The organism is bacterium, assembly GCA_041648665.1.
GTDB lineage: Bacteria > UBA10199 > UBA10199 > 2-02-FULL-44-16 > JAAZCA01 > JAFGMW01.
Map to the genome: position 1 here is coordinate 25,047 of JBAZOP010000009.1, position 24,345 is coordinate 49,391.

Here is a 24,345-nt window from a genome sequence, read left to right on the forward strand (position 1 = left end):
CGAAACAAGGGGGAGATTATTATGGATAACCGCTCGTTCACGCCGTATGTCCCTGAGGGCACGGACATGCGCGAATTCACGCTGAGGGCCCTGGTTTTGGGTCTTGTGATGACGGTGGTGCTCGGTGCCGCAAACGCCTACCTGGGGCTCCGCGCCGGCATGACGATTGCGGCGACGTATCCTGCCGCGGTGCTGGGGATGGCCTTCCTCAGGATATTCAAGGGCTCCATCCTCGAAGAAAACATCGCAAGGACCGTCGGATCGGTCGGCGAATCTCTGGCGGCCGGCGCAATCTTTACGCTGCCGGCGTTCTTCCTGGCGGGCGTCTGGACAGACATGGCTACAGTCCAGCACTACCTCGAGGCCACGGGCATCATGGCGGTCGGCGGCATCCTGGGCATCCTCTTCGTCACCATGCTCCGCAGGGTGATGGTGAACGACGCCGAACTGCCGTATCCTGAGTCGATCGCAGCCGCCGAAATACACAAGGCGGGCCGAAAGGGCGGCAGCGGCGCGCTCTTCCTCATATGGGCGATGGTCGGCGGCGCGTTGGTGCAGCTGGCCGGCGCACTGTCGTTGTTCGCCACCAGCTGGGAGCGCTTCATCCACTTTGCCAAGACCGGCATCGGCCTCTTCACAGGACGCGGCGACCTGATCACCAAGGTCAGCGCAGGCGGCGGCACGCTCCTCACCACGCCTCACGTATCGCCGGCCTACATCGGTGTCGGCTACATAATCGGGCCGAGGCTGGCGGCGCTCAACTTCGCCGGCGGCGTACTCGCCTGGGGTCTCTTCGTTCCGCTCCTCCTGTACTTCGTGGGCCCTTCTCTCGAACCGCTCCTCCTGCAGCAGGGGACCGAGGTCACCTGGACCACCCTCGCGTACGCGGTCTGGAAGTTCATGGTGAGGCCGATAGCGATCGGCGGCATGCTGGTCTCGGCGGCCTATACGCTCTACCGCATGCGTAAGAGTCTGGCCACGGGCCTGGTGCGCTCGATCGGCGACCTCAAGAAAGCCGCCACTGAGAGCGAGAAGCAGAGCAGGCTGGACAAGGACATCAGCTTCAAGCTCGTGGCGCCGCTGATACTCCTCGTGTCCGTCGCCATGGGTTTCCTCTATTACTACTTCTGCAACGACGTTAAGGGCGCGGTCATCGCCACGGTGGTCATGGTCATAACCGGCTTTTTCTTCGCAGCGGTCTCAGGCTACCTCGTGGGCATGATCGGTTCCTCAAACAACCCGGTTTCCGGGCTCACGATATCGACGCTGATAATCGCGGCCCTGCTCATGGTGTTCATGGGTGTCTCGGGCGCCTCCGGTGTTGCAGCGGTGCTCGGGGTAGCCGCGGTCGTATGCGTATCATCCGCGGTCGCGGGCGAGATGCTGCAGGACCTCAAGGTCGGGCACATCCTTGGCGGCACGCCCTGGAAGATGCAGTCCGGCAACATTATTGCGGTCCTGATATCCGCGGTGGTGATGTTCATCCCGATCATTTTCCTGCACCAGGCGGACATAAACATGGGCGGCACGGGCCTCGGCGGCCAGGCGCTCCCGGCTCCGCAGGCAGGCCTCATGGCCATGCTCTCGCAGGGTATCGTCGCGGGTGAAATGGCGTGGCCGCTGGTGATCGTCGGCATGATCATGGCGATCGCGATGATCTGCGTGCAGGTGCGCAGCCCGATGCTGGTGTCGGTCGGCATGTACCTGCCGTTCGGGACCGTGTCGGCAATATTCGTCGGCGGCATAATCCGCGCCATTGCGGACAAGATCGCCGAGCGCCGCAAGTTCAATGACGCACAGAAGATCCGCATGGACAACGGCGGAGTGCTGCTGGCCTCCGGCTTTATCGCGGGCGAAGCGTTGATGGGACTCGTGATCGCGGGGTTGGCGGTCTTCAATATCTTCCTGCCGGCGGTCTTCGCTTCGCCTTCATTCATATGGGGAATCCTGATCTTCGTGGCCTTGGGCTACGTGTTGGTCAAATTCCCGCTCAAAAACGCAGGGAGCCCTGATGAACCAGCACCACCTGCAGCAATGGCATGACGTTGTAGCGACAAGAGAGATCGAATGGGAGGACGGCCCGGAGGATCGGGCCGTCCTTCTTGTCCCTCGATTCAGAAAGGGGCCGCTCGCCCGATGGCTGCAGCCCCGTTTGAAGAGGCCCCATATCAGGGTCAAGCTCGACGAACTGGGCAGCTTCGTCTGGCGCAGGCTAGACGGCGCCACGCCTTTTTGCAGGATCGCGGAGGCGATGAGGGAGCAGTTCGGCGAGCACGCGGAGCCGTCCGAGGCGAGGCTCAAGGCGTTCTTCACTCTGCTCTACAAGGACAACTTCGTGAAACTCTTCACACCGGGCCCTGCCGTAGGGAAATGTCCAGACTCTTCTACATAAAGACCTTCGGTTGTCAGATGAACGAGCACGATTCCGCCAAGATGGCGCTCCTGCTCGAGGCGCAGGGCTATGCGCCGAGCGACGACCCGTTCGCCTCGGATCTCGTGCTCTTCAACACCTGCACGATTCGCGAGAAGGCGCATCACAAGGCGATGAGCGAACTGGGCAGGGCCGCGGAGATCAAACGCAGAAATCCCGGGGCCCTCATCGGAGTCTCCGGTTGCGTCGCCCAGGAGATGGGTTCTCGCATCCTTGAAAGATTCCCGGAGATCGACTTCGTCTTCGGCCCGGATCAGCTCTGGAGGCTCCCGGAGATGATCGAACGGGCGATGGCGGGCGAGAGGACGACAGCCCTCGACCTGGTGGATGATCTTGCTGAATATCGTTTTCTCGGCCTTACACCGCCTGTCATAGACCGCTTGCCGCTGGTCACCGCTTTCGTAACGGTGATGAAGGGCTGCAACTGCGCTTGCAGTTACTGCATAGTCCCCTCTGTTCGAGGCCGCGAGATATCTAGGCCCGTGGACGAGATCGTCGAAGAGGTTCGCAGACTCGTCGAAGCGGGCGCAAAAGAGGTGACCATGCTGGGCCAGAACGTCTGCGCGTACGGGAAGGGCTCCGGCTCAAGCCTCGCCGCCCTCATCAGGAGGGTCGCCGACGAGACCGACATAATGAGGATACGCTTCACTTCGCCGCACCCCAGGGACGTGACCGACGAGTTGGTGCGTGAGTACAGGGATAATCCGAAGCTCGCCCCGCACATACACCTGCCGGTGCAGGCCGGCTCCAATGAGGTGCTGCGCCGGATGCGCCGCGGCTACACCCGGGAACGCTACATGGAGATCGCGCAGGATCTGAGGCAGGCGCGCCCAGGGATCTCGATCACCACCGATCTCATAGTGGGTTTCTGCGGCGAGACCGACGCGGATTTCGAGGAGACGCTGGGCCTTATGCAGAGTGTGGAGTTCGACTCCGCGTTTGCGTTCAAATACTCGTCCAGGCCTGGCACGGAGGCGGCCGAGCGAATGCAGGACGACGTGCCGCAGGCCGTGAAGGAGTCGAGGCTCAAACAGCTGCTCGATCTGCAGCGCGCGTCATCCAGGCGCCGCAACGAGTCGCTCGTGGGGAGCACGGGGGATGTGCTGGCCGCAGGTCTCGACAGGATGGGCAACGGGCTCGTCACCGGCAGGCTCGCGGACAACCGCATAGTACATTTCGCTGGCCAAGGGGGGCAGATTGGCTCTATAGTGCGTGTCCGGATTACGGCGGCGAACGACAATTCGCTTGCCGGGGAGGCGACAGGATGAACGAGCGCAAGGCGGAGACGGATTTCGTGGAGATGAAGGTGACCGGCCTCACGATAGACCCTTTCACCAGCATGCCGATCATCATCCTCAAGGACATGGAGGAGAAGTGCGCGCTCCCGATCTGGATCGGGCTCATCGAGGCCTCGGCTATCGCCACTGAGCTCGAACACATCGAACTCTCCAGACCCATGACGCACGATCTGCTTAAGAACATATTCGATTCGGTCGGCATCAGCGTGAAGAGGGTGGAGGTGAGCGATCTGGCGGACAACACCTTCTACGCCAAGATCATACTCAAGCAAGGCGAGAGGGAGTTTCTGATGGACTCGCGTCCGTCGGACGCTATCGCTGTGGCGCTCCGGACCCGTTCGCCCATATATGTGGCGAGGGGGGTCATCGACAAGTCGCGCAAGATAGACCTCGCAAAGGAGGGGGCGCAGGAGGACTCGAAGAAGCAGAAGTGGACCGAGATCCTCGAAAACCTTTCGGTGGAGGACTTCGGCAAGTACAAGATGTAGGCGGATGCTGCGGGAATCTCAATGTGGAAAAAGATCGCCAGGTGGTCTGTGACGCTGGCCTATGCGGCCGGCGTATATTATTTGTCCGTGATCCCGGGCGACGGCCCGGAACTATTTCCCCAACAGGACAAGGTCCTCCACTTCGTGTTATACGCGGGGCTCGCGTTCCTCTTCGTCTGGTCGCTTCGGATCACCAACCTTAGATTCTGGCCGCATGTTCCTCTCCTGGCCGCGGCCTTGACCGTTGCGTACGGCGCGCTCAACGAGGTCAACCAGCTCCGCATCCCTTACAGGAGCGCCGAATTTTTGGATGTCGTCGCCAACACGCTGGGCGCAGCACTCGGCGCTTGCGTCGGCGCGTTTTCGGCGAAGTCTATGGAGGCGCGGAGGCTGAGGCGCAGGCGCGAGTGCGCTTCTGGAGGCGGGGCATGATCGAATCGTTCGACATGAAAGTCCCCATGATAGACGTCTCATGCTTCGTCGCGGAAAACGCGGTCGTGCTCGGCGACGTGATCCTGGGCTCGCTCTCCAGCGTATGGTTCAACGCGGTGATAAGGGCCGACTTGGGCCGCATAAGCATAGGCAGGCGCTCAAATATCCAGGATGCGTCCGTGCTCCACATCGAGGCCGGCGAGAGCTGCTCGATCGGCGACGACGTGACCGTGGGTCACGGCGCGATACTCCACGGATGCGTCGTGCGCGACCGCGTGCTCGTGGGCATGGGCTCCGTCATAATGAACGGAGCGGATATCGGCTCAGACAGCATAGTGGGAGCCGGCTCTTTGGTGACAGAGGGCACAGTCGTGCCTCCGCGATCCCTGGTGTTCGGCGCGCCCGCGAAGGTGAAGAGGGCGCTCACTGACGAGGAGGTCGCCGGCATAGTCGCCTCGGCTGAGCGCTATTCGAGGAACGCCTCGCACTATATCGATCTCGGCTTTTCGAACGGACTCTGATCGTCATGCTCTATCCTGATTTTAAAAGATACGTAGCTTCGCATGATCTCTTTGCTGAGGGAGAGAGGATCATCCTCGCGGTGTCCGGCGGCGTGGACTCCATGGTTATGATGGACCTCGTTTCGCGCGTCGCCCGCCCCATGGACCTCAATGTCTGCGTGGCTCATGTTAACCACGGCCTTCGCGGCAGACAGTCGGACATGGACGAGGGGCTGGTGAAGGAGGAGGCGGCGCGCCTGGGTTTTGATTTTGCATCGAGGCGCGCGCCCCCCAAGAAGGACCAAAATCTACAGGACTCCGCGCGCACGGCGAGGTTCTCCTTCTTCAGGCGTCTTGCCCGGAAGTCCGGTGCCTCCAAGGTGCTGCTCGCCCACAACAGGGGCGACCAGGTCGAGACCGTCCTCATGCACCTCATAAGGGGGTCGGGGCTCCCTGGCCTCTGCGGCATGCGCCCAGCCTCATCGGCGGACGGGCTCATCGTCGTGAGGCCCATGCTCTTCGCGCCGAGGAAGGCCATCGCGCGTTACGCGCGTGAGCGCAGGGTCCGCTTTCGCGAGGACAGGACCAACCGCACGCTGAAATACCGGCGCAACGAGATCAGACACAGGCTCATGCCGCTGCTCGCGGGTTTAAATCCCAGGATCGAGGAGTCGCTCGCCGCCATGGCAAAGACGCTCGCCGACGACGAGTGCGCTCTGGACCTCATCGCCAAAGCCTCTTTTTACGAGGTGTGCAGCCGCGCGGCAAAGGGAAGGGTCTCCTTGCGCGCAGAGGACTTTCGCGCCATGCCCGAAGCGATCCGCAGCCGGATGCTCGTCATCGCATGGCATAAGGCCACCGGGAAAAGGGCCGACCTCAACCGCGACCAGATAGAGCGCATGGATTCGATCGCCTTGTCCGGCAAGGGCCAGGGCGCGTACGGCCTGCGCGCTCCGTGGGAGTTCAGGATGAGCAAAGGGCTGATCGTCATCCAGAGAAGGTCTGCGCGGTGAACAGGGCCTCAATTGACCTTGCCTTGCCGCGTCATCTCAGTTAAATTCCGGACTCAATGCAATTTTCAGGAGGTCGTATGCCTGTCGAGAAAAGGGGCCCCATCGGCAACGCTCCGCACAAGACCATAGCGCTCTGGCTCATCATCGTGCTCATGGTGATAGCGGTGCTGCACGTAATGAATCAGCCGATGGAGCAGAGCGAGAAGATAAGCTTCTCGGAGTTCCTCACCGCGGTCGGCTCCAATCAGATAGAGACCGTCACGATACAGGAGGACGATTACCGCGGCAAGTTCAAGCCGGATTATCGCAACGGCGTGCGCTTCCAGACCATAGGTCCCATCGACAGCGAAGAGGCGCTCAAGCGCCTGGCCGGCACCGACGCTAAAGTCGACTACATGAAGAAGAAGGAGACCCCGCTCTGGCAGACCATGCTCATCTCGTGGCTGCCGATGCTGTTACTCTTCGCGTTCTTCTTCATCTCCATGCGCCAGATACAGGTAGGCGGCGGGAAGGCGATGAGTTTCGGCCGCAGCAAGGCGAAGCTGCTTGCCGACAGCCAGAAGAAGGTCACCTTCGCCGATGTGGCAGGGGTCGAGGAGGCCAAGGAGGAGCTTCGCGAGATCATCGAGTTCCTGCGCGAGCCAAAGAAATTCACGGTGCTCGGCGGCCGTATACCTAAGGGCGTGCTGCTCGTCGGCCCTCCGGGTTCGGGCAAGACGCTCATCGCCCGCGCGGTCGCAGGCGAGGCCTCTGTCCCATTCTTCTCCATATCCGGATCCGAGTTCGTGGAGATGTTCGTGGGCGTGGGCGCATCCCGCGTGCGAGATCTCTTCGAGCAGGGCAAGAAGCAGGCGCCCTGCATCGTCTTCATCGACGAGATCGACGCGGTCGGCCGCCATCGCGGCGCGGGTCTCGGCGGTGGACACGACGAGCGCGAGCAGACCCTGAATCAGCTCCTCGTGGAGATGGACGGCTTCGAGTCCAATGAAGGGGTGATAATCATGGCTGCCACCAACAGGCCGGATGTGCTTGATCCTGCGCTGCTCCGTCCCGGCCGCTTCGACAGGCGCGTGATAGTGCCGAGACCGGACGTAGGCGGGCGCGAGGCCATACTCAAGGTGCACTCGCGCAACAAGCCGCTATCCAGCGACGTCGAGCTCTCAACCGTTGCGCGCGGGACCCCCGGATTCTCCGGCGCCGACCTGGAGAACGTGGTGAACGAGGCGGCGTTGCTCGCGGCTCGCGTCGGCAAGAAAATGATCGACATGGTCGACTTCGAGCACGCGAAGGACAAGGTGCTCATGGGCTCGGAGAGGAAGAGCATGATCATCTCCGAGGAGGAGAAGCGCAACACCGCGTTCCACGAGGCGGGCCACACCCTCGTCGCCAAGCTAATCCCTGGCACGGACCCGATACACAAGGTCACCATCATCCCGCGAGGTGCGGCGCTTGGCCTCACTCAGCAGCTCCCGGTGGACGACCGCTACACGCAGAACAGGCGCTACTGCGAGAACGGTCTGGCCATCCTCCTCGGCGGCAGGGCGGCCGAGGAGCTCATCTTCGGCCAGCCCACCACCGGTGCTGGCAACGACATCGAGAGGGCCACCGAGCTCGCGCGAAAGATGGTCTGCGAGTGGGGGATGAGCGAGAAGATGGGGCCGCTCGCCTTCGGCAAGAAAGAGGAGGAGATCTTCTTAGGCCGCGAAATCAGCAGGCACGCTGACTACAGCGAAGCCACGGCACAGGACATAGACGCAGAGGTAAGGCGCATCGTCATGGATGCCTACAACCTCGCCAGGGACCTGCTCGCCAAGAACCGGGAGAATCTGGAGCGACTGGCCCAGGCCCTCCTCGAGTACGAATCTCTCTCCGGCGATGAGATCGACACGATCATGCGCGGAGAGAAGATAGTGCGCAAGCAGACCCCCCTGCCGGAGGCTCAGCCGGCCGGCAACGCCAAGACGAGGGAGCGCGATAAAGGCATGGCCGAGTCGGCCCCGAAGATCGCGCCGGAGACAGCATGAGGATAGGGAGACTCGAACTCGCAGGCGGACGGCCTGCGATAATGGGCATCGTGAACGCGACCCCCGATTCATTTTCAGACGGGGGTCGTTTTTTGGAGCCGACCGCCGCGATCGAACATGCCCTGGCGATCGAGGGCCAGGGTGCGCGGATCATCGACGTGGGCGGCGAGTCCACGAGGCCCGGGGCGGCGTTGGTTTCACCGGACGAGGAGCTTTCGAGGGTGATTCCGATCATCGAGGGGGTGAGGAGACACAGCCGTGTTCCCATCTCCATAGACACCACCAAGTCGGAGGTAGCAAGAGCGGCGCTGGATGCGGGCGCCGACATGATCAACGACGTCAGCGCCGGCCGTTTTGACCCTGAGATGCTGCCGCTGGCAGCGAAGAGGGGTGTGCCGATTGCCCTCATGCACATGAAGGGCACCCCAGGGAACATGCAGGACAACCCCTTGTACAACGACATCATGGGCGAGATCATGGCATTCTTGGCAGAGGCGATATCCAGGGCGGAGAGGGCCGGAATCAGCCGGGAGAGGATAGCGATCGACCCGGGCATAGGCTTTGGAAAAACGGTCGAGGGCAACATCACGATACTCAAGCGCCTCCCCGAGTTTAAGAGGCTCAATGCCCCGATCCTCATAGGCACTTCAAGAAAATCCTTTATTGGTAAGGTGTTAGAGCTTGAATCTAATCAAAGACTTGAAGGTACTCTCGCCACACTGGCGATCGCTATACAAGGCGGCGCCTCCATACTTCGGGTGCACGACGTGGAGGCTGCAAGGCGTTTTATCGACATGTATCATGTCCTCTGCAAATAGACGTATAAACTTGAAATACCGATCGTTTTTTTGTAATCAGGCTCAATCCGCAGCCCATCAGGGGACAATCAGATGAGTGATTTGAAACGGGAGATATTCGGCACTGACGGGGTCCGGGGTAAGGCCAACATCGCGCCCATGGACTCTGAAGTCGCACTTTCGCTCGGAAGGGCGATCGCCGGCCTGTTTCAGAACGGCCGCCACAAGCACAGGATCGTGGTCGGCAAGGACACCAGGCTCTCGGGCTACATGATCGAGACCGCGCTCGCATCCGGCATCTGCTCAGTTGGCGCGGACGTCTGGCTCGTGGGGCCCCTGCCCACGCCGGGCATCGCCTTCATAGCGCGGAGCATGCGCGCGGACGCGGGTGTGGTGATCTCCGCGTCGCACAACCCATACGATGACAACGGCATAAAATTCTTCGACAGAGATGGGTTCAAGCTGCCCGATGCGCTGGAGATCGAAATGGAGGAGAAGGTCCGATCAGGGACGAGGTTGCGTCCCACCGGCGACTCGATTGGAAAGGCGCACCGCATAGAGGACGCTGGCGGGCGCTACATCCAGTACCTCAAGGGATCGTTCCCCAATGAACTGACCCTCCTGGGCTTCCGGCTCGTGGTGGACTGCGCGAACGGCGCCGGGTACAGGGTGGCGCCCACGGTCTTCGAGGAGCTCGGCGCCGAGGTCATAGAGATAGGCACGCGGCCGGACGGCCTCAACATCAACGACGCGTGCGGTTCGCTTCACCCCGAGAGGATGTGCGAGCTCACCCGCAAGATGAAGGCGAACGCCGGCATTGCGCTCGACGGCGATGCGGACCGCGTGATCATGTGCGACGAGAAGGGCGACCTCGTCGACGGCGACGTGATAATGGCGCTGGCTGCGCTCGACCGCAAGAGGCGCGGGAAGCTCGCGAAGGACACGCTCGTGGCCACGATCATGAGCAACCTGGCGCTCGATCGCGTGATGAGGGAGAAGGGCGTTGAGGTGGTTCGCACCAAGGTCGGCGACCGCTACGTCATAGACGAGATGCGGCGGGGCGGCTACAACCTGGGAGGCGAACAGTCCGGCCATCTCATCTTCCTCGACCACAACACCACCGGCGACGGGATCATGGGTGCGCTCAACGTGCTGGCGATCATGCTGAGGCAGGGGCGTCCGCTCTCGGAGCTGGCGAAGATATTCGATCCCTATCCGCAGGTGCGCGTGGACGTGGAGGTGCTCAAAAAGATCGAGTTCATGAATATCCCCGCGATAGCGACCGCGCTGGAGTCTTACCGCAGCGAGCTCGGCAGGGACGGCAGGCTCCTGCTCCGCTACTCGGGCACCGAGAACATCGCGCGAGTCATGGTGGAGGGCTGCGACCGCGGCAGGATACGCAACATGGCGGACGACCTGGCCGGGCTGATCAGGTCGCACCTGAATACGGACGGCAGGTCAATTTGAATATGACAAAATTGGGCGTCAACGTAGACCACGTGGCCACGATAAGGCAGGCGCGCGGGACCGCCTATCCGGATCCGACGGCCGCAGCGCTTGAGGCTGAGAAAGGCGGAGCCGATCAGATCACGATCCACCTGCGCGAGGACAGGCGTCACATCGTCGACTCGGACCTGCGGAGCATCAAGGCCGCGATCTCGGTCCCCCTCAACCTCGAGATGTCGATCGCGGACGAGATAGTGGGCATCGCGTGCTCGACCGGACCGGCCACTGCGACCCTTGTACCCGAGAGGAGGCAGGAGCTGACCACCGAGGGCGGTCTCGACGTCGTCTCGGATCTGGCTTCGGTGAGAAGGGTCGCCATGCGACTCAAGGACGTCGGCATAGCGGTGAGCCTCTTCGTGGACCCTGATATCTTTCAGATCGAAGCGTCGAAGGAGGCCGGGGCCGACTTCATCGAGCTGCACACCGGCGCGTATTGCGATTGTGCGGATGCTGTCTGCGCGAGGGTTGAGCTCGAAAGGCTCGTGCGCGCAGCCGAGAGGGCGAAGGAGCTTGGCTTCAAGGTCTGCGCGGGCCACGGCATAAATTACGAGAACGCCGCGAAGATCGCGCGTGCGCTTCCCCAGGTAGTGGAATACAACATCGGCCACGCCATCGTCGCCCGCGCGATCCATATCGGCATGCGGGAGGCGGTCCGCGAAATGAAGGATTTCTTGAGGGCGTGATATGATAATAGGAATCGGCGTGGACATAGTGGACGTCAAGCGCTTCGAATCCATCATCTATAGGTGGAGGGAGCAATTCTTGCGCAGGGTCTTCACGGACAAGGAGATCAAGTACTGCAATACCAAAAAACATCCCGCACAGCGTTTTGCGACGCGCTTCGCCGCCAAGGAGGCATTCATCAAGGCGCTCTTCTCCAGGGAGCAAAAGGGGATCAGGTTCTCGGACATCGAGATAGACCAGCTCGACGGAAGGCCGGTCATCAATCTCAGCGGCGCGGTGAGCGAGTTGGCGAAGGGCTACGACATAAAACGAACGCACATCATGGTCTCCCACGACGGGGACTACGGAATAGCGAACGTCGTCCTTGAAGGATGAAGACAGACCGACCACAGCCGATCAAACCCGCGATGTTCGCCGATCTCATGAGGCCCAGGCGCATGGATGCGCACAAGGGCGCGTACGGCCATATGCTGGTCTTCGCGGGCTCGGGCGGTCATCTCGGCGCAGGATATCTCGCATCAATGGCCGCGCTGCGCGCAGGCTGCGGGCTCTGCACCTACTGCATGCCCGCGGCTGCGTTCGAGCGTTTCGACGCGCGCTATCCCGAGATCATGTGCGACCCCATACCTGATGCGGGCAGAGGTCGCTTCGCGCCGGAGGGGCTTGCGGCGGCGAAGGAGGCGTGCGAAGGAAAACAGGCGCTCGCGATCGGACCTGCGATCGGCACTGCGGACGAGACGCGAAAATTCGTGAATCAATTGCTCAGCGAGGTGCCGTTGCCTGCGGTCGTGGATGCGGACGCGCTCAACGTGTTGGACCTCTCCTCGTTGGCGAAGAGGTCTTCTCCCGCGGTCCTCACTCCCCATCCCGGTGAGATGTCGAGGCTAATGGGTGTTCGCACGGAGGAGGTCCAGTCCGCGAGGCAGGAGATCGCCATGCAACTCGCGCGCAAGGCGGGGGCTGTGGTCGTGCTCAAGGGACACGATACGGTGGTCGCTTCTCCTGACGGGAAGATGGCGATCAACCCGACCGGGAATCCCGGCATGGCTAGCGCAGGCATGGGAGACGCGCTCACCGGGATTCTGGCCTCGTTCATCGCGCAGGGCGCGGACGCATGGAGCGCCTCGATATGCGCAGTCTACATCCACGGCTTGGCGGGCGATCTGGCGGCGCAGGAGCTCGGCGAGTCCTCCGTGATCGCCACGGACGTGATAGATCGCATCGGAAGGGCATTTGAGAAAGCGCGTCATGAAGAGAGTGACTAAATCTCCGGACGAGACGTTCGAGCTTGCGGCAAAGTTCGCACAGCGCCTCAAACGAGGGGACGTGCTGGCGCTCGTGGGCGAACTGGGCGCGGGCAAGACCCGTTTCGTGCAGGGGCTGGCGGCAGGTCTGGGCGTGCCTGACGGCGTGTTCGTGCGCTCGCCCACGTTCGCCTTGATCAACGAGTATCGCGGCGGCCGCATGCCGCTGTATCACTTCGACTTCTATCGCTTGGGCAGGGAGTCCGAGCTCGGCGATCTGGGGCTTGCGGAATACGTGGACGGGGACGGCGCCACTGTCGTAGAGTGGGCGGATCGCTTTCCGGGCGCACTGCCGGGGCGCGCGAAGAGGATCGAGTTCAGCATAATGGACGAAAAAACGAGAAAAATTGAATTCGTGTCATCCCGGAGGGAGTCGCATGTTTGATCTGGCGGTAATCGGCGCGGGGCCAGGCGGCTACGTCGCGGCGATCAGGGCCTCGCAGCTCGGCGCGAAGGTCTTGCTCGTGGAGCGCGGAGAGTTGGGCGGCGTGTGCCTAAACCGCGGATGCATACCAACCAAGGCGATGATCGCCTCTGCCCACGCGCTGCGCGCGGTGAGGCGCGCGGCCGAGTTCGGTGTGAAGATCTCCGGCGAGAAGGCCTCCGTCGATATGACCGTAGTCAAGGCGCGCAAGGACGCGATAGTGGAGAAGCTGCGTGCAGGCATTGCGCAGCTCCTGAAATCCGGCGGCGTCACGATCGTGAAGGGGAGCGCCGCTCTGTCGGGCGATGGGAAGATATCGATCGACGGAGTTACGCACGAGGCAAAAAACATCCTCATAGCCTCAGGCTCCGCGTGGATAGAGCTGCCCGGTCTCCAACTCGACGGCAGGTCGATCGTGACCACGGACGAGGCGCTCGACTGGACCGAGGCGCCGGCGAGGCTCCTGATCGTGGGCGGCGGGGTGATAGGCTGCGAATTCGGATGCATGATGCGCGAGTTCGGATCAGAGGTGACGATCGTCGAGGCCACCCCATCCATACTCCCGCCCGTAGAGGCCGCGATATCGAGACTGCTCGCGCGCTCCATGAAGGAGCAGGGCATTTCGATCATGACCTCGATGACTGTGAATTCCGCAGAGGCTGCAGGCGGAAGCGTCAAGGCCCGGCTCTCCGGCGGCGAGGAACTCGAGTTCGACCGGGTGCTCATGGCGGTGGGGCGCCGGCCGCATACAAAAGGGCTCGGGCTGGAATCGGCCGGTGTGGCCCTCACCGAGCGGGGTGCGATCAAGGTGGACGAGAGATTCGCGACCTCGCGCAAGGGGGTCTACGCGATCGGCGACGCGATCGGAGGCATGATGCTCGCGCACGCTGCGAGCGCACAGGGGATAGCTGCGGTGGAGAACATCTTCGGCAAGCGCGGGATATATGACGCGGCGACGGTTCCGTCGCCTATCTTCACCTCGCCGGAGATAGGAGCGGTGGGGCTCACCGCAGAGGAGCTCAAGAGGCGAGGGATCGAATTCAAGACTGGCCGCTTCCCGTATGCGGCAAGCGGCAAGGCGCTCTGCGATGGCGATGCGGAGGGACAGGCGATCGTGCACACTGACGCGGAGGGAAAAATTCTCGGCGCACACGTGATCGGCAGGGACGCGACGCTCCTCATACCCGAGCTCGCTCTCGCCATGCGCAAGGGGATGGGCGCGAGGGAGGTAGAGGAGACTGTGCATGCGCATCCAACTCTCTCTGAGGTCGTGGCCGAGGCGGCCGCGGATGTTTTCGGCATGGCGATACACAAGGCCGGCAAGAGGCGCTAGAGGATGATCATGAAAACCATAGTCCATAAATACGGCGGCACGTCTGTCGCGGATCCGGGCCGCATCAAGGCGGTGGCAAAGCGCGTGGCGAACTCGTGGCGCGCGGGCGAACGTGTAGCGGTCGTGGTCTCTGCGCAGTCCGGCGAGACCGACAGACTCATCAAACTCGCGCAGGAGATGTCGCGCGAGCCCGACGCGCGCGACATGGATCTGCTGGTCGCGACCGGAGAGCAGGCCTCGGTCGCGCTGCTCTCACTGGCGCTTCGGGGCGAGGGATTGGAGACCGAGACATTCCTGGGTTTCCAGGCCGGCATCTTCACCGATGCAAATCACGGCCGCGCCCGCATAGAGCGCATCGACCCCACGGCCGTGAGGTCCGCGCTCGATGCGGGAAGGGTGGCGATCGTCGCCGGCTTTCAGGGAACGACCGGCGAGGGCAGGGTGACGACGATCGGCCGCGGCGGTTCGGACACCTCTGCGGTGGCGCTCGCAGCCGCCCTCAAGGCGGACCGTTGCGAGATATTCACTGACGTGGAGGGGGTCGCGACCGCGGATCCCAGGCTGTGCCCGGATGCAAAACTCCTCAAGTGCATTTCGTACGAGGAGATGATGGAGCTTGCGGACACCGGCGCGAAGGTCCTTCATGCCCGCTGCGTGGAGCTCGCCGCAAAATTCAAGGTCCCGCTCGTCGTGCGTTCCTCATTCACCGAATCCCCCGGCACCTTGGTCGTGCCTGAAGAGAGAGTGCTCGAGGGAAGCGTGGTCACGGGCATCAGTCTCACCACCGGCGAGGCCAAGGTGGCTATACGCAAGGTCCCCGACAAGGTTGGGGTCACGGCAGCGATCTTCGCCCCTATCGCGAAAGCCGGCATCGATGTGGACCTCATCATCCAGAACGTCTCTGAGGACGGATACACGGACCTCACGTTTACGGTTCCGAAAAACGATCTCAGGCGCGCGATGACGCTGGCCGAGGCCGCGGCGCGCGAGGTCAAGGCGGGAAGGGTGGAGGCGGCGGGCGATATCGCCAAGGTCTCGATCGTGGGGCTGGGCATGCGCTCGCACGCAGGAGTGGCGCACCGCATGTTCGCGGCGCTGGCGAAGGAGGGGATCGCGATCCAGATGATCGGCACCAGCGAGATCAAGGTCTCGATAGTGGTGGATATCAGGCACTCGGAGAGGGCGGTGAGGATCCTGCATTCTGCCTTTTATTTATAAAATTCACCTATTCGATGCTTGAGTGCCGATTGTACAAGTGCTAGGCTTCCCCGCGTTCAAAAGTGTCGAATAATTGACGCATATGAAATCCATATCATATTGAGAAGCGGATGACTTCTCCCTGCCTGTCAAATTATTTTTCAATATCAATAAGTTATATGTATATTTGTGCACCCATACCTATGGCATCCGGCTTGCAATCATGTCTGATGGAGGGGAAAGCGAGGATCCTATGAAACGTGCATATTCACTGTGTCTTGCGGCAGTCGGTGTCGTCGCAATTATTGCGTCGGTCGCTGTTGCCCAGGAGGTCAAGTTCTCCAAGCCGATCCTGATCGGCGGGGACAACGCTCTTGATCAGACGAAGACTCAGTCCACTGATCTCGAGTTCTTCGCCCACCCGGCGGGCATCGGCAAAAACTTCAAGCCCGACAAGAAGATCGAGATGCCAGGCATGGTGCCTATCGAAGTGGGCGACGTGGCCGCCTCGCCAGGCGCGCCTGCGGAAGGGGCAATCTCAGCGAATTCGCCCGGCGTCGACCATCTGAAATCCAGGGCAGACGCTCCCGGCGTGCTGGATCCGCTCACCGGCATCGGCACCGACGACTTCGTCATGTTCATGGATCATCCTACGTATGGAGACACCTATCTTGCTGCGGCCTTCGAGTACCAGATGAAAGACTCTCGACAGGCGCATCGGCTTATCATGGCGGACTTAAGAAGCGAGGCGGAGGCGAACGAATTCAACGCTCTGTTCGGGGTCGATCCTCTGGAGGAGGGATTGATCGGCAACGCTGCTCCTGTTGCCCCATACGATTCGCCTGAGACCTATCCCACCACAGTGGTGCACCAAGACAAGTCATTCAAGTGGTGTCTGCTCCCCAATGTCTACATGCCTTCCATGGGGTTCTGGGAATGCGGCGCGCCGATACCGGCCAACGTGGCGCTCGGCGGCAATGAGTACAAAGATGCGCTCATGTACGATTTTGTCGATATCGGCACAGGCCTTGTCGGCGCGGTCTACGATCCTGTTCCGCTTAAAGCCAAGCCTGAAATTTACATGTCGCTTACAGTCTCCGATCCGGCTCCCATGACTCTGAAGTTCGCCTATACGTACGCGGATTTTTCCCCTTACGCCTATTTCTCGCCCCTCGCTCTCTTCCGCAAGGCGAACCTCGCCGGCTCCGAGCGCTACCTGTTCGGCGGCTACACGGCCTATGAGATGCCGTATATCGATGTCAGCAGCGGCATGAAAAAACTGGTACCGTTCGTGCTCAACAACTGGATCCTGCCCTTGGCCATGAACCCGATCGCAATCGATGCGGTCGATTTGAAGGGCGCGTCGTCCTGGCAGAATTGTGGGCTTTCGGAATGCAGCCCGAACGTGCCGTACCCCGACACCGATCTCGTCGTGGCGTACCAAGGCACACTCTTTGATCTTGAGAGCAACCTTTACGACATCTGGGGCAGGCCTCTCGTCATGGCGAATGAGTACCACAACTGGCGCTGGCATCTCGGCACCTGCGAGACTGCCGGTTGCGCTGATTTCGACGACCTGGATGCAACCCGCTTCCCTGATCGCCGGACCGCGCTTGCCATGGCCTGGATTCAGAAGAACAAGTGGTTGCAGTCCAGCCCTGACGGCGATTACGTGGACATGAACCCAAGCCACGTCTTCAGCCCCACGCACCCGATCCTCGTGGGCTCAGGGATGTATGACAACGAGGTCGTGACCGACTATGCCGACGACCCCATCAACAGACATCAGGTTTTGTTTGTGCCGTCCGGGTGCAGCGAAGTCGAATGCCCTGGCGGAGGGATGATATACTATGTGTCGAACTGGGAAAAATTCAAGAAGCTGTGGTTCAAGTACGTGGACAACGAATTTACGGGCGCCGGGCCCTTTTGCACTTCAGACACATATAAATACCAAGAGACCCCGTTCATCATGCCCTATCTGCTCAGGGTCGAGCGACCGGCCGAGGGATTCGTGCCCTATGAAGTCAAGGTCGCCAACCTTGACGGCGATAAGTGCGGCGATTTCATCGTGACCTGGCGTGGGGCGCAGACCGTCGCTGATCCGGATGGCGTAAAGTTCGACGACGGCGCGGGCGCGATGTTCTCCAACCGCGTGAGCATCGTGCTGCGCAACGAGATCGCGGGTCCCGGCTGCGAATTCACGGCCTCCTATCCAGCAGATATACCGAATTACGTGGTTGTCCCGGGTGCGCAGGTCGCCTCCGCGGTGACAGGCGATTTTGACGGCGACGAGCTGATCGACATAGCTGCAGGAAACGTACTCCCCGAATTGGCGGAAGATGGCAGCAGCTACAGCGCATATGAATACGTCTTGCGCCGTGTGCTCAATTTCTCGACCCTGCCTCAGGACATGTTGCGCGTACAGGTCGGCTTCACTTCCACCGATTTGGCGCAAGCCAAGGGTGTGAGCAGGGTCAAGGCCTATGAGGCCTCTACCGGCCCCGATACCCTGGCGCAGATCGTGGGCAGGCCATTGATGCTGCCTGACATAGGCTGCCCTGACTATTCCGGATCCGACGATCCCACGGTAGCCAGCGCTTTTGAGAATTACTGGGGCGTGTACGCAAACCTCCTTTCCGCGTACGGAGCGGCGGGCCCGAAAGCGGATGTGTTCAACGTGGTGGCCCCGTTCATCGATTCGACGAACCATCCCGTGCCGATCGGTTGTTCTTCGCCCAAACCGTATTGCGAACTTACGGGCAGCAAATGGCCGCTCTACAGCACCGACGATTGCTGTTCGTCGCCATGCAGCTGGGGCGCCGCTTCTCCGGCGGACGTAGTCAACACGCAGTGCTATATGCACCTCAAAAAACTCAAGGATACGTCGTGCTGGCACAGTCAGTGGCTGAATGATTTGCCGACGTGGATGGTCACGGGGTGCCCCTGGGCCTCGAACTCAGACGAGGGCAGCAGCGGCAACGGCGACAGCGACTTTGCACAGGCAGGACGCAGCGACGTGATCGTAGGCGAGGGAGACGCAATAGCCCGCGCCTCGGAGCTCGTCTATGCTGCCGCACAGGAGCTCGACGCCTCTTCCACGGCGCGGCTAGCGGCCGCGGTGGAACAGTCGGTATTCCCGCATGTGGACCTTGAGGCCATGCTTGAGCTTGCGCTCGGCGCCCAGGCTGAAAAGGATCCCCAGCTCGCCAAGATGATGGAGATGCTCAGCTCCGGCGACAATCTGAAGAACGTAAACAGCATGATCAACGATTTCATAGACCGCCTCGATGCGCCGCCGCGCTCCATGGAAGAGTATTTCATGCAGAAGATCGTCTCGGCGGCGTATCTGCCGTCGATCATGGGCAAAGCCTCGAATTCGAGGTCCGACGTGAGAAGCGACCAAAAGGCTGCGCGTATTGCAGCCGGCTGTTCGCTGATCTATGAGAAACCCGACGCTGGTGTCAGTAATTTCTCCGGCGATGTTGCCGCATCGGTCGCAAGGTTCATCGACAGGCTCACCGACCTGTTCGTCAAAAAGGCCGGCGCTGCCTGCGGAGACGGCGTAGTCGAGGCTACTGAAGGTTGCGATCATAACCTGGCGGATCCGACGAGCAATACCACCGGGGCTCCGTATTATCTTTGCGAGGGTCTTTCATCCAACGACCCGAATTGTGATGTAGCTGCCTATACCTGTTCTCCATTTCATTCTCTTGACACCGATAAGTGCAGGTGCACCAGACCTTTCTGCGGCGACGGATGCGTATCCGCTCCTGATGAGGCATGCGATCCAAGGGCGTCCGAGCTGTTGCCGAGCGTCTACGGCAGCAACAATAATTGCCCGGTCGGCACCTCCTGTTCAGCCACTTGCGAATGCGTGGCGCCGCCGATCACGGTGGGAAGCTTGCTCGGCGATCTGAAGTTCCCCATCGGCCAGGCCATGCCTGGTCTTCGCGAGCTAACCGCCGTCGTGCTCAAAATGCCCAATCTCTGTAATCCCGCCGACGGAGTGCTTAATACGGGCGAACAGTGCGATATGTTCGGCACTTTGCCCGGCGATTCGAGCTACGCCGCAACGGTCAACGCGCAGTGCGACTCCACGGGCAACGGGCCTGCGGATATCTGCGAGATCAACTGCACATGCTATCGCGGCGGTGCGACGACGGCAGTGGGGCTCAGGAACAACGACTGCATAGTGCAATGCGCGACCTATCCCAACGACGCGGTGGCTGCCAAGTACAAGGAGACCAACGACAAGATCCGCGCGATCACAGGCAGGACCGACGACTTCATCTGTCCGGAGGAGCAGGGCGTCACAGTGGTCTGCCGCGTGGACGGTTCGTCCGCCCCCACGGTTGCGCCATCCGAACTCAGCCTCTCGCTCTCGGGCGATCCTCTCGGCGGAGTCGCGGGCAACGTCCTGCCGTACTCGATCATCCAGTCCGGCGGCTCTGCGTTCGAAGACGAGACCAAGCTTGAGTTTCGTTCGTTCGTCACGGTGGAGCAGCCGATAATGCTCGTGCCGCTGGGCGGCTCCGAACTCCCGTCTGCCCAGGTTGTGGTGCCCAGCCTTGCTTCCAGCGTTGGAGCTGTCCCCATGACCACGACCTCCGTGGCCGCAGGTGCCTCCGGATCCACGCTCGTGAACAATATGTATTCGCACCGCCTGATAATAGGCGGCGGCGATGGCGAGTTGTCGTTGGATATGGCGCTGAGTGCGGATGCGCTGCCCGGCACGGCGGTGACCCTGCACGAGCTCAAGATGCGCACGGTCAACACGGGCGGCTCATGGGTCGCGGCCGAGGGCGCCACCAAGGATCTCAAACCGGTTGAGGATCGCATCGACTGGCCGCAGCTCATGGCGATGATGGATGAGAGGGTGAAGGCGATGGGAGGCGCGGTGCCCACCTCCGCAATATACGCGGACAATGCGTACCCAGTGGTTCCCAATCAGCGCTACGCGTTCTCGCTCTACCAGGAGAAGTACACGACTGCGGCCGAAGGCGAGGCGCAGACGGTCGACCTTCCCTTCGGTTTCATAGTGGGCGATCCGATGGTATACGGACAGGGCAGCGGTTGCGGATGCTTCGTGGCCGGCGCTGAGCCAACGCTGGGCTCGGTCCTCCCGATCATGCTCGCGCTGCTTGCGCCTGCAGGAGGCATCGCATACTTGAGGATCCGTAGGCGCCACAGGAAGTAGATGGGCTGCCGGCAGGCAGGGCAGGCGTAAATTTAATGAGGGATCAGCCCGAGGTTATCAGCCTCGGGCTGTTTTTTTGAGCGTCTTATAAACGGATTGGGCGTTGACATTCCTGAAAAAACCAATAAAATCGCATAAAACAACGTCATCACTGATACTTACGGGGGAGGGGGAGATGGCCAGAAAATTTATCAAATTGCTCGCTATGGCTGTTTTTGCACTGTTTATAGCAAACAGCGCACAGGCGGCGCATAACGCCGACGTGATCACGATCAATCCGGCGACAGACGGCGGCAAGTACCTCACCATGTATCAGTCGGGTACGTTGCCTCAGTGGGGCTTCAACGCCGGCGGCTACATCGATTACGCCTTTGAGCCCCTCGAGTACGCGGACGCGTCAGGGCGCAGGCGCCGCGGGATCGTGGACGATCTGCTCATGGCCAACATCATGGGCGCCATCGGTTGGACGGACTGGTGGTCCACGGGCGTAAACGTGCCTCTGGCCATCTGGGAGGGTTACATCAATCCCAACCAGCCCGCGGCCACGGCCACGAAAGAGAATCTCTACGGCAAGATGGGCGATGTCAGGCTTGAGATGAAATTCAGGCTCCTCGACATCAACCGCTATCACGTCGGCCTCGCTATCATTCCGTTCTTCTATTTTCCGACCGGAAAGGAATCCACGTTCTTGGGCAACGGCATGTGGTCGCCGGGCGGAATCCTCGCATTCGACGCCGATATAAAGAACCGCGTGTTTCTGGCCCTGAACGCAGGCTATCGTAATTACGCGAACACGCGCTACGACGTGAACAACGCCAACGCCGTGATCGACGACTCCCTCATCCTCAACGGCGGCATCAACGTGCGCATCAACGACTCATGGGCGGTCCTCGGTGAAGTGATTTCCGAGGGCGTTATCAAGAGCTACTGGCAGAACCAGCTGCAGAACCCGGCCGAGTTCCTGGTCGGCGGCCGTTGGACGCCTCAGTCGAGAGCCAAGGGCCTCACTGTCACTGCGGCTGGCGGCCGAGGCATAACCACGGGCATCGGCAGCCCGGACTTCAGGGTGCTCGTGGGCGTGAACTACAGGCGCGCGGAGGTCGGGCCGCCTGAGCCAGTCGCAGTCGAGGCGGCGGTCGAGGAGAAGATCGTAATCACCCAGAAGATCCACTTCGAGTTCAACAAGGCGGTCATCAGGCCGATCTCCTATCCGATAGTCGACGACGTGGCATACCTGCTCTCGCGCAACCCGCAGATCAATCTCGTGAGGGTGGAGGGCCACACCGACTGGATAGGCTCCGACGCATACAACCAGCAGCTCTCAGAGCGGCGGGCCAACGCGGTGCGCGACTACCTCATAGGCAAAGGCATTGAGTCCAGCAGGCTGGCGGCGGTGGGTTACGGCGAGACGAGGCCGGTCGCGGACAACAACACTGTCGAGGGCCGCGCGCGCAACCGCCGCACGGAATTTACGGTGGTGCAGATCGCGCCGCAGTGATATGAGCTGATGCATGGGCAATAAGGGGGAGCGATGAGCTCCCCTTTTTATCGATATGACCGATCAAAGGCAGACAAGACATCCGCTCGCCACTCCCGTCCAGTTCGTCAAAGGCGTGGGGCCTGCGCTCGCCGGGATACTGGGGCGCATGGGCGTGCTCACGGTCGGCGACCTGCTCGCAGTGACGCCGATCCGCTACATAGACCGCCGCCGCATACTCCCTATGTCCGAGCTCTCGCCCGGACACGACAGGACCGCGCAGGGAAAAATCGAGGCCGCCGGCATTTCCTTCATGGGAAAGCGCCGCAAACGCATCTTCGAGATCGTGCTCAGCGACGGCACGGGAAAGGCCTCGGCCAAGTTCTTCCACTTCAGGCAATCCTACATGCAGGAGAAGTTCAAAACAGGCATGGAGGTCATGCTCTCCGGCGACGTCTCCGAGTACGGCCGCACGCTGCAGTTCATACACCCGGAGATGGAGGTCTTGGGCGAGGAGGGCGGGGCGCCTGAATCCGGGGGCAAGATAGTCCCGGTTTATCCGCTGACGGAGGGGCTCTACCAGAAAACCGTGCGCAGGATCATAAGAAACGCATGGGACTCGTTCAACCAGCATATACACCCGATATTCCCCGAGTCCTTTGCGGAAAAATATCACCTCTCCGATCCGTGGGAATGCCTTCAGGAAATCCATTTTCCCTCGCCAGATCTAGACCCGGAGCTCCTGGCGATTGGCCGCTCCGCTGCGCACAGGACGCTCATATTCGACGAGTTTTTCTTCCTTGAGCTGGGGCTCGCCATCAGGCGCCGCCAGCACACGGTAAAACAGGGATTCGTCTTTGAGGGGGACGATGCGGGGCATGCGAGGCTCTTGTCGGCCCTGCCTTTTGAGCTCACGGCTGCGCAGAAGAGGGCGATCTCTGAGATCTTCTCGGACATGGCGAGGCCCGTCCCCATGAACAGGCTCCTGCAGGGAGACGTGGGCAGCGGCAAGACCGTGGTTGCGCTCGCTGCGGCAAACAGGGCGCGCGCGGCCGGCTTTCAGTCCGCGATAATGGCGCCGACCGAGATACTGGCGGAGCAGCACTACAGGACGATAGAGAAGCTCGCCGGCCCCATGGGCATCCGCCACGCCCTTCTCACGAGTTCGACGAAGGGACGCGACCGCGCCGAGATCCTGCGCGGCATAGCCGACGGCTCGATCGAGCTCGCTGTCGGCACACACGCGCTGATACAGGAAGGGGTGGACTTCAAGCGGCTGGGGTTCGTGGTCGTGGACGAGCAGCACCGCTTCGGGGTGATGCAGCGTGCGAAGCTCAGGCGCAAGGGCGCCCCGGATGCGGAGGAAGGGGCATGGCCCGACGTGCTGGTGATGACCGCCACGCCGATCCCGCGCACCCTGGCCATGACCCTCTACGGCGATCTCGACGTCTCGATCATAGACGAGATGCCTAAGGGGAGACTCCCCATCGTCACCAAACTCTATGACGAGCGCCAACGTGCGAAGCTCTATGAAGGGATCAGGCACGAACTCAAACTCGGGCTGCAGACGTACGTGGTTTATCCCCTCATCGAGGAGAGCGAGAAGCTGGACCTCAAGAACGCGACCGCCATGTGCCAGGAGCTCAAGGGCGTATTCGAGCCGGATCACCGGGTGGAGCTCTTGCACGGCAGGATGTCCGGCGACGAGAAGGAACGCGTGATGGCCGAGTTCAAGGGGGGCCGCATTCAGGTGCTCGCTGCGACCTCGGTCGTGGAGGTAGGGGTGGACGTGCCGAACGCCTCGGTCATGGTGATAGAGCATGCGGAGCGATTCGGACTGGCGCAGCTGCATCAGCTGCGAGGCAGGGTCGGCAGATCCAACCACCAGTCGTATTGCATACTCATGGCGGACTATCGCCGCTCGGAGGACGCGCGCCGAAGGCTCAAGGTCATGACCGAGACGACCGACGGATTCAAGATCGCTGAGGAGGACCTCGCTCTACGCGGACCAGGGGAATTCATGGGTACGCGGCAGTCCGGCATGCCTCCGTTCCGGATTGCGAATCTCGTCCGCGACATCGGCCTCCTCACGCAGGCGCGCGAGGCCGCGTTTGCTCTCGCGCAGAGCGACCCCAGGCTCGAGCTGGCGGAAAACTCTCGCATCAAGGAGGTCCTCCTCTCCCGCTGGGAGGGCCGCCTCACCCTCGCCGACATAAGTTGACTGGGCGTATAAATCTGAT

General features: G+C 61.3%; 19 protein-coding genes. All 19 read left to right on the top strand.

The genetic code is table 11. From position 1 onward, the window contains the following. Positions 1 to 21 precede the first annotated feature (21 nt). Positions 22 to 2,043 (top strand): oligopeptide transporter, OPT family, encoded by a 2,022-nt coding sequence (locus tag WC683_05335; GenBank protein MFA4972016.1) that lies wholly within the window; start codon positions 22 to 24, stop codon positions 2,041 to 2,043. Then, positions 2,012 to 2,392: a PqqD family protein gene (locus WC683_05340; protein ID MFA4972017.1), complete on the top strand. Its 381-nt coding sequence runs from the start codon at positions 2,012 to 2,014 to the stop codon at positions 2,390 to 2,392. Before WC683_05335 ends, WC683_05340 begins: the two co-directional genes overlap by 32 nt. After that, the gene (gene miaB / locus WC683_05345; GenBank protein MFA4972018.1) at positions 2,371 to 3,699 is read left to right on the top strand and encodes a tRNA (N6-isopentenyl adenosine(37)-C2)-methylthiotransferase MiaB; all 1,329 of its coding nucleotides are present in this window, start codon (positions 2,371 to 2,373) and stop codon (positions 3,697 to 3,699) included. The genes WC683_05340 and miaB overlap by 22 nt, the downstream gene beginning before the upstream one ends. Then, entirely contained in the window at positions 3,696 to 4,217 is a 522-nt protein-coding gene (locus WC683_05350; protein ID MFA4972019.1) for a bifunctional nuclease domain-containing protein, read from the top strand. Before miaB ends, WC683_05350 begins: the two co-directional genes overlap by 4 nt. 21 nt (positions 4,218 to 4,238) lie before the next feature. After that, positions 4,239 to 4,649, top strand: a complete 411-nt coding sequence (locus WC683_05355) for a VanZ family protein (protein ID MFA4972020.1) — start codon at positions 4,239 to 4,241, stop codon at positions 4,647 to 4,649. After that, positions 4,646 to 5,170: a gamma carbonic anhydrase family protein gene (locus WC683_05360; protein MFA4972021.1), complete on the top strand. Its 525-nt coding sequence runs from the start codon at positions 4,646 to 4,648 to the stop codon at positions 5,168 to 5,170. The genes WC683_05355 and WC683_05360 overlap by 4 nt, the downstream gene beginning before the upstream one ends. A 5-nt stretch (positions 5,171 to 5,175) precedes the next feature. Further along, positions 5,176 to 6,162 carry a tRNA lysidine(34) synthetase TilS gene (gene tilS, locus WC683_05365; protein ID MFA4972022.1) on the top strand — a complete coding sequence of 329 codons (987 nt, stop codon included), beginning with the start codon at positions 5,176 to 5,178 and terminating at the stop codon, positions 6,160 to 6,162. Positions 6,163 to 6,239: 77 nt separating this feature from the next. Beyond that, complete coding sequence (gene ftsH / locus WC683_05370) at positions 6,240 to 8,186, top strand: ATP-dependent zinc metalloprotease FtsH (protein MFA4972023.1); 1,947 nt, start codon at positions 6,240 to 6,242, stop codon at positions 8,184 to 8,186. After that, entirely contained in the window at positions 8,183 to 9,004 is an 822-nt protein-coding gene (gene folP, locus WC683_05375; GenBank protein MFA4972024.1) for a dihydropteroate synthase, read from the top strand. The genes ftsH and folP overlap by 4 nt, the downstream gene beginning before the upstream one ends. A 72-nt stretch (positions 9,005 to 9,076) precedes the next feature. Then, positions 9,077 to 10,450 carry a phosphoglucosamine mutase gene (gene glmM, locus WC683_05380; GenBank protein ID MFA4972025.1) on the top strand — a complete coding sequence of 458 codons (1,374 nt, stop codon included), beginning with the start codon at positions 9,077 to 9,079 and terminating at the stop codon, positions 10,448 to 10,450. 2 nt (positions 10,451 to 10,452) lie between these two features. Beyond that, entirely contained in the window at positions 10,453 to 11,172 is a 720-nt protein-coding gene (locus WC683_05385; protein ID MFA4972026.1) for a pyridoxine 5'-phosphate synthase, read from the top strand. A gap of 1 nt (position 11,173) precedes the next feature. Continuing rightward, positions 11,174 to 11,548 (top strand): holo-ACP synthase, encoded by a 375-nt coding sequence (acpS, locus tag WC683_05390; protein ID MFA4972027.1) that lies wholly within the window; start codon positions 11,174 to 11,176, stop codon positions 11,546 to 11,548. Next, positions 11,545 to 12,438 (top strand): NAD(P)H-hydrate dehydratase, encoded by an 894-nt coding sequence (locus WC683_05395; protein MFA4972028.1) that lies wholly within the window; start codon positions 11,545 to 11,547, stop codon positions 12,436 to 12,438. The genes acpS and WC683_05395 overlap by 4 nt, the downstream gene beginning before the upstream one ends. Then, complete coding sequence (tsaE, locus tag WC683_05400; GenBank protein MFA4972029.1) at positions 12,422 to 12,862, top strand: tRNA (adenosine(37)-N6)-threonylcarbamoyltransferase complex ATPase subunit type 1 TsaE; 441 nt, start codon at positions 12,422 to 12,424, stop codon at positions 12,860 to 12,862. The genes WC683_05395 and tsaE overlap by 17 nt, the downstream gene beginning before the upstream one ends. After that, complete coding sequence (gene lpdA, locus WC683_05405; GenBank protein MFA4972030.1) at positions 12,855 to 14,234, top strand: dihydrolipoyl dehydrogenase; 1,380 nt, start codon at positions 12,855 to 12,857, stop codon at positions 14,232 to 14,234. Before tsaE ends, lpdA begins: the two co-directional genes overlap by 8 nt. Before the next feature lie 9 nt (positions 14,235 to 14,243). After that, positions 14,244 to 15,452, top strand: a complete 1,209-nt coding sequence (locus WC683_05410) for an aspartate kinase (protein MFA4972031.1) — start codon at positions 14,244 to 14,246, stop codon at positions 15,450 to 15,452. A 232-nt stretch (positions 15,453 to 15,684) separates the two neighbouring features. Further along, entirely contained in the window at positions 15,685 to 20,628 is a 4,944-nt protein-coding gene (locus WC683_05415) for a hypothetical protein (protein MFA4972032.1), read from the top strand. Between the two features lie 175 nt (positions 20,629 to 20,803). Further along, positions 20,804 to 22,126 carry an OmpA family protein gene (locus WC683_05420; GenBank protein MFA4972033.1) on the top strand — a complete coding sequence of 441 codons (1,323 nt, stop codon included), beginning with the start codon at positions 20,804 to 20,806 and terminating at the stop codon, positions 22,124 to 22,126. 55 nt (positions 22,127 to 22,181) lie between these two features. Then, complete coding sequence (gene recG, locus WC683_05425; GenBank protein MFA4972034.1) at positions 22,182 to 24,326, top strand: ATP-dependent DNA helicase RecG; 2,145 nt, start codon at positions 22,182 to 22,184, stop codon at positions 24,324 to 24,326. The last annotated feature ends 19 nt before the right edge of the window (positions 24,327 to 24,345 follow it).

What these genes read in the sequence shown, in the direction of transcription:
- tsaE (MFA4972029.1), top strand. Translation starts at nt 12,422, where the DNA reads ATGAAGAGAGTGACTAAATCTCCGGACGAGACGTTCGAGCTTGCGGCA.
- WC683_05410 (MFA4972031.1), top strand. Translation starts at nt 14,244, where the DNA reads ATGAAAACCATAGTCCATAAATACGGCGGCACGTCTGTCGCGGATCCG.
- WC683_05395 (MFA4972028.1), top strand. Translation starts at nt 11,545, where the DNA reads ATGAAGACAGACCGACCACAGCCGATCAAACCCGCGATGTTCGCCGAT.
- WC683_05340 (MFA4972017.1), top strand. Translation starts at nt 2,012, where the DNA reads ATGAACCAGCACCACCTGCAGCAATGGCATGACGTTGTAGCGACAAGA.
- tilS (MFA4972022.1), top strand. Translation starts at nt 5,176, where the DNA reads ATGCTCTATCCTGATTTTAAAAGATACGTAGCTTCGCATGATCTCTTT.
- WC683_05385 (MFA4972026.1), top strand. Translation starts at nt 10,453, where the DNA reads ATGACAAAATTGGGCGTCAACGTAGACCACGTGGCCACGATAAGGCAG.
- acpS (MFA4972027.1), top strand. Translation starts at nt 11,174, where the DNA reads ATGATAATAGGAATCGGCGTGGACATAGTGGACGTCAAGCGCTTCGAA.
- WC683_05360 (MFA4972021.1), top strand. Translation starts at nt 4,646, where the DNA reads ATGATCGAATCGTTCGACATGAAAGTCCCCATGATAGACGTCTCATGC.
- folP (MFA4972024.1), top strand. Translation starts at nt 8,183, where the DNA reads ATGAGGATAGGGAGACTCGAACTCGCAGGCGGACGGCCTGCGATAATG.
- recG (MFA4972034.1), top strand. Translation starts at nt 22,182, where the DNA reads ATGACCGATCAAAGGCAGACAAGACATCCGCTCGCCACTCCCGTCCAG.
- WC683_05415 (MFA4972032.1), top strand. Translation starts at nt 15,685, where the DNA reads ATGAAACGTGCATATTCACTGTGTCTTGCGGCAGTCGGTGTCGTCGCA.
- glmM (MFA4972025.1), top strand. Translation starts at nt 9,077, where the DNA reads ATGAGTGATTTGAAACGGGAGATATTCGGCACTGACGGGGTCCGGGGT.
- lpdA (MFA4972030.1), top strand. Translation starts at nt 12,855, where the DNA reads ATGTTTGATCTGGCGGTAATCGGCGCGGGGCCAGGCGGCTACGTCGCG.
- miaB (MFA4972018.1), top strand. Translation starts at nt 2,371, where the DNA reads ATGTCCAGACTCTTCTACATAAAGACCTTCGGTTGTCAGATGAACGAG.
- WC683_05335 (MFA4972016.1), top strand. Translation starts at nt 22, where the DNA reads ATGGATAACCGCTCGTTCACGCCGTATGTCCCTGAGGGCACGGACATG.
- WC683_05350 (MFA4972019.1), top strand. Translation starts at nt 3,696, where the DNA reads ATGAACGAGCGCAAGGCGGAGACGGATTTCGTGGAGATGAAGGTGACC.
- WC683_05420 (MFA4972033.1), top strand. Translation starts at nt 20,804, where the DNA reads ATGGCCAGAAAATTTATCAAATTGCTCGCTATGGCTGTTTTTGCACTG.
- WC683_05355 (MFA4972020.1), top strand. Translation starts at nt 4,239, where the DNA reads ATGTGGAAAAAGATCGCCAGGTGGTCTGTGACGCTGGCCTATGCGGCC.
- ftsH (MFA4972023.1), top strand. Translation starts at nt 6,240, where the DNA reads ATGCCTGTCGAGAAAAGGGGCCCCATCGGCAACGCTCCGCACAAGACC.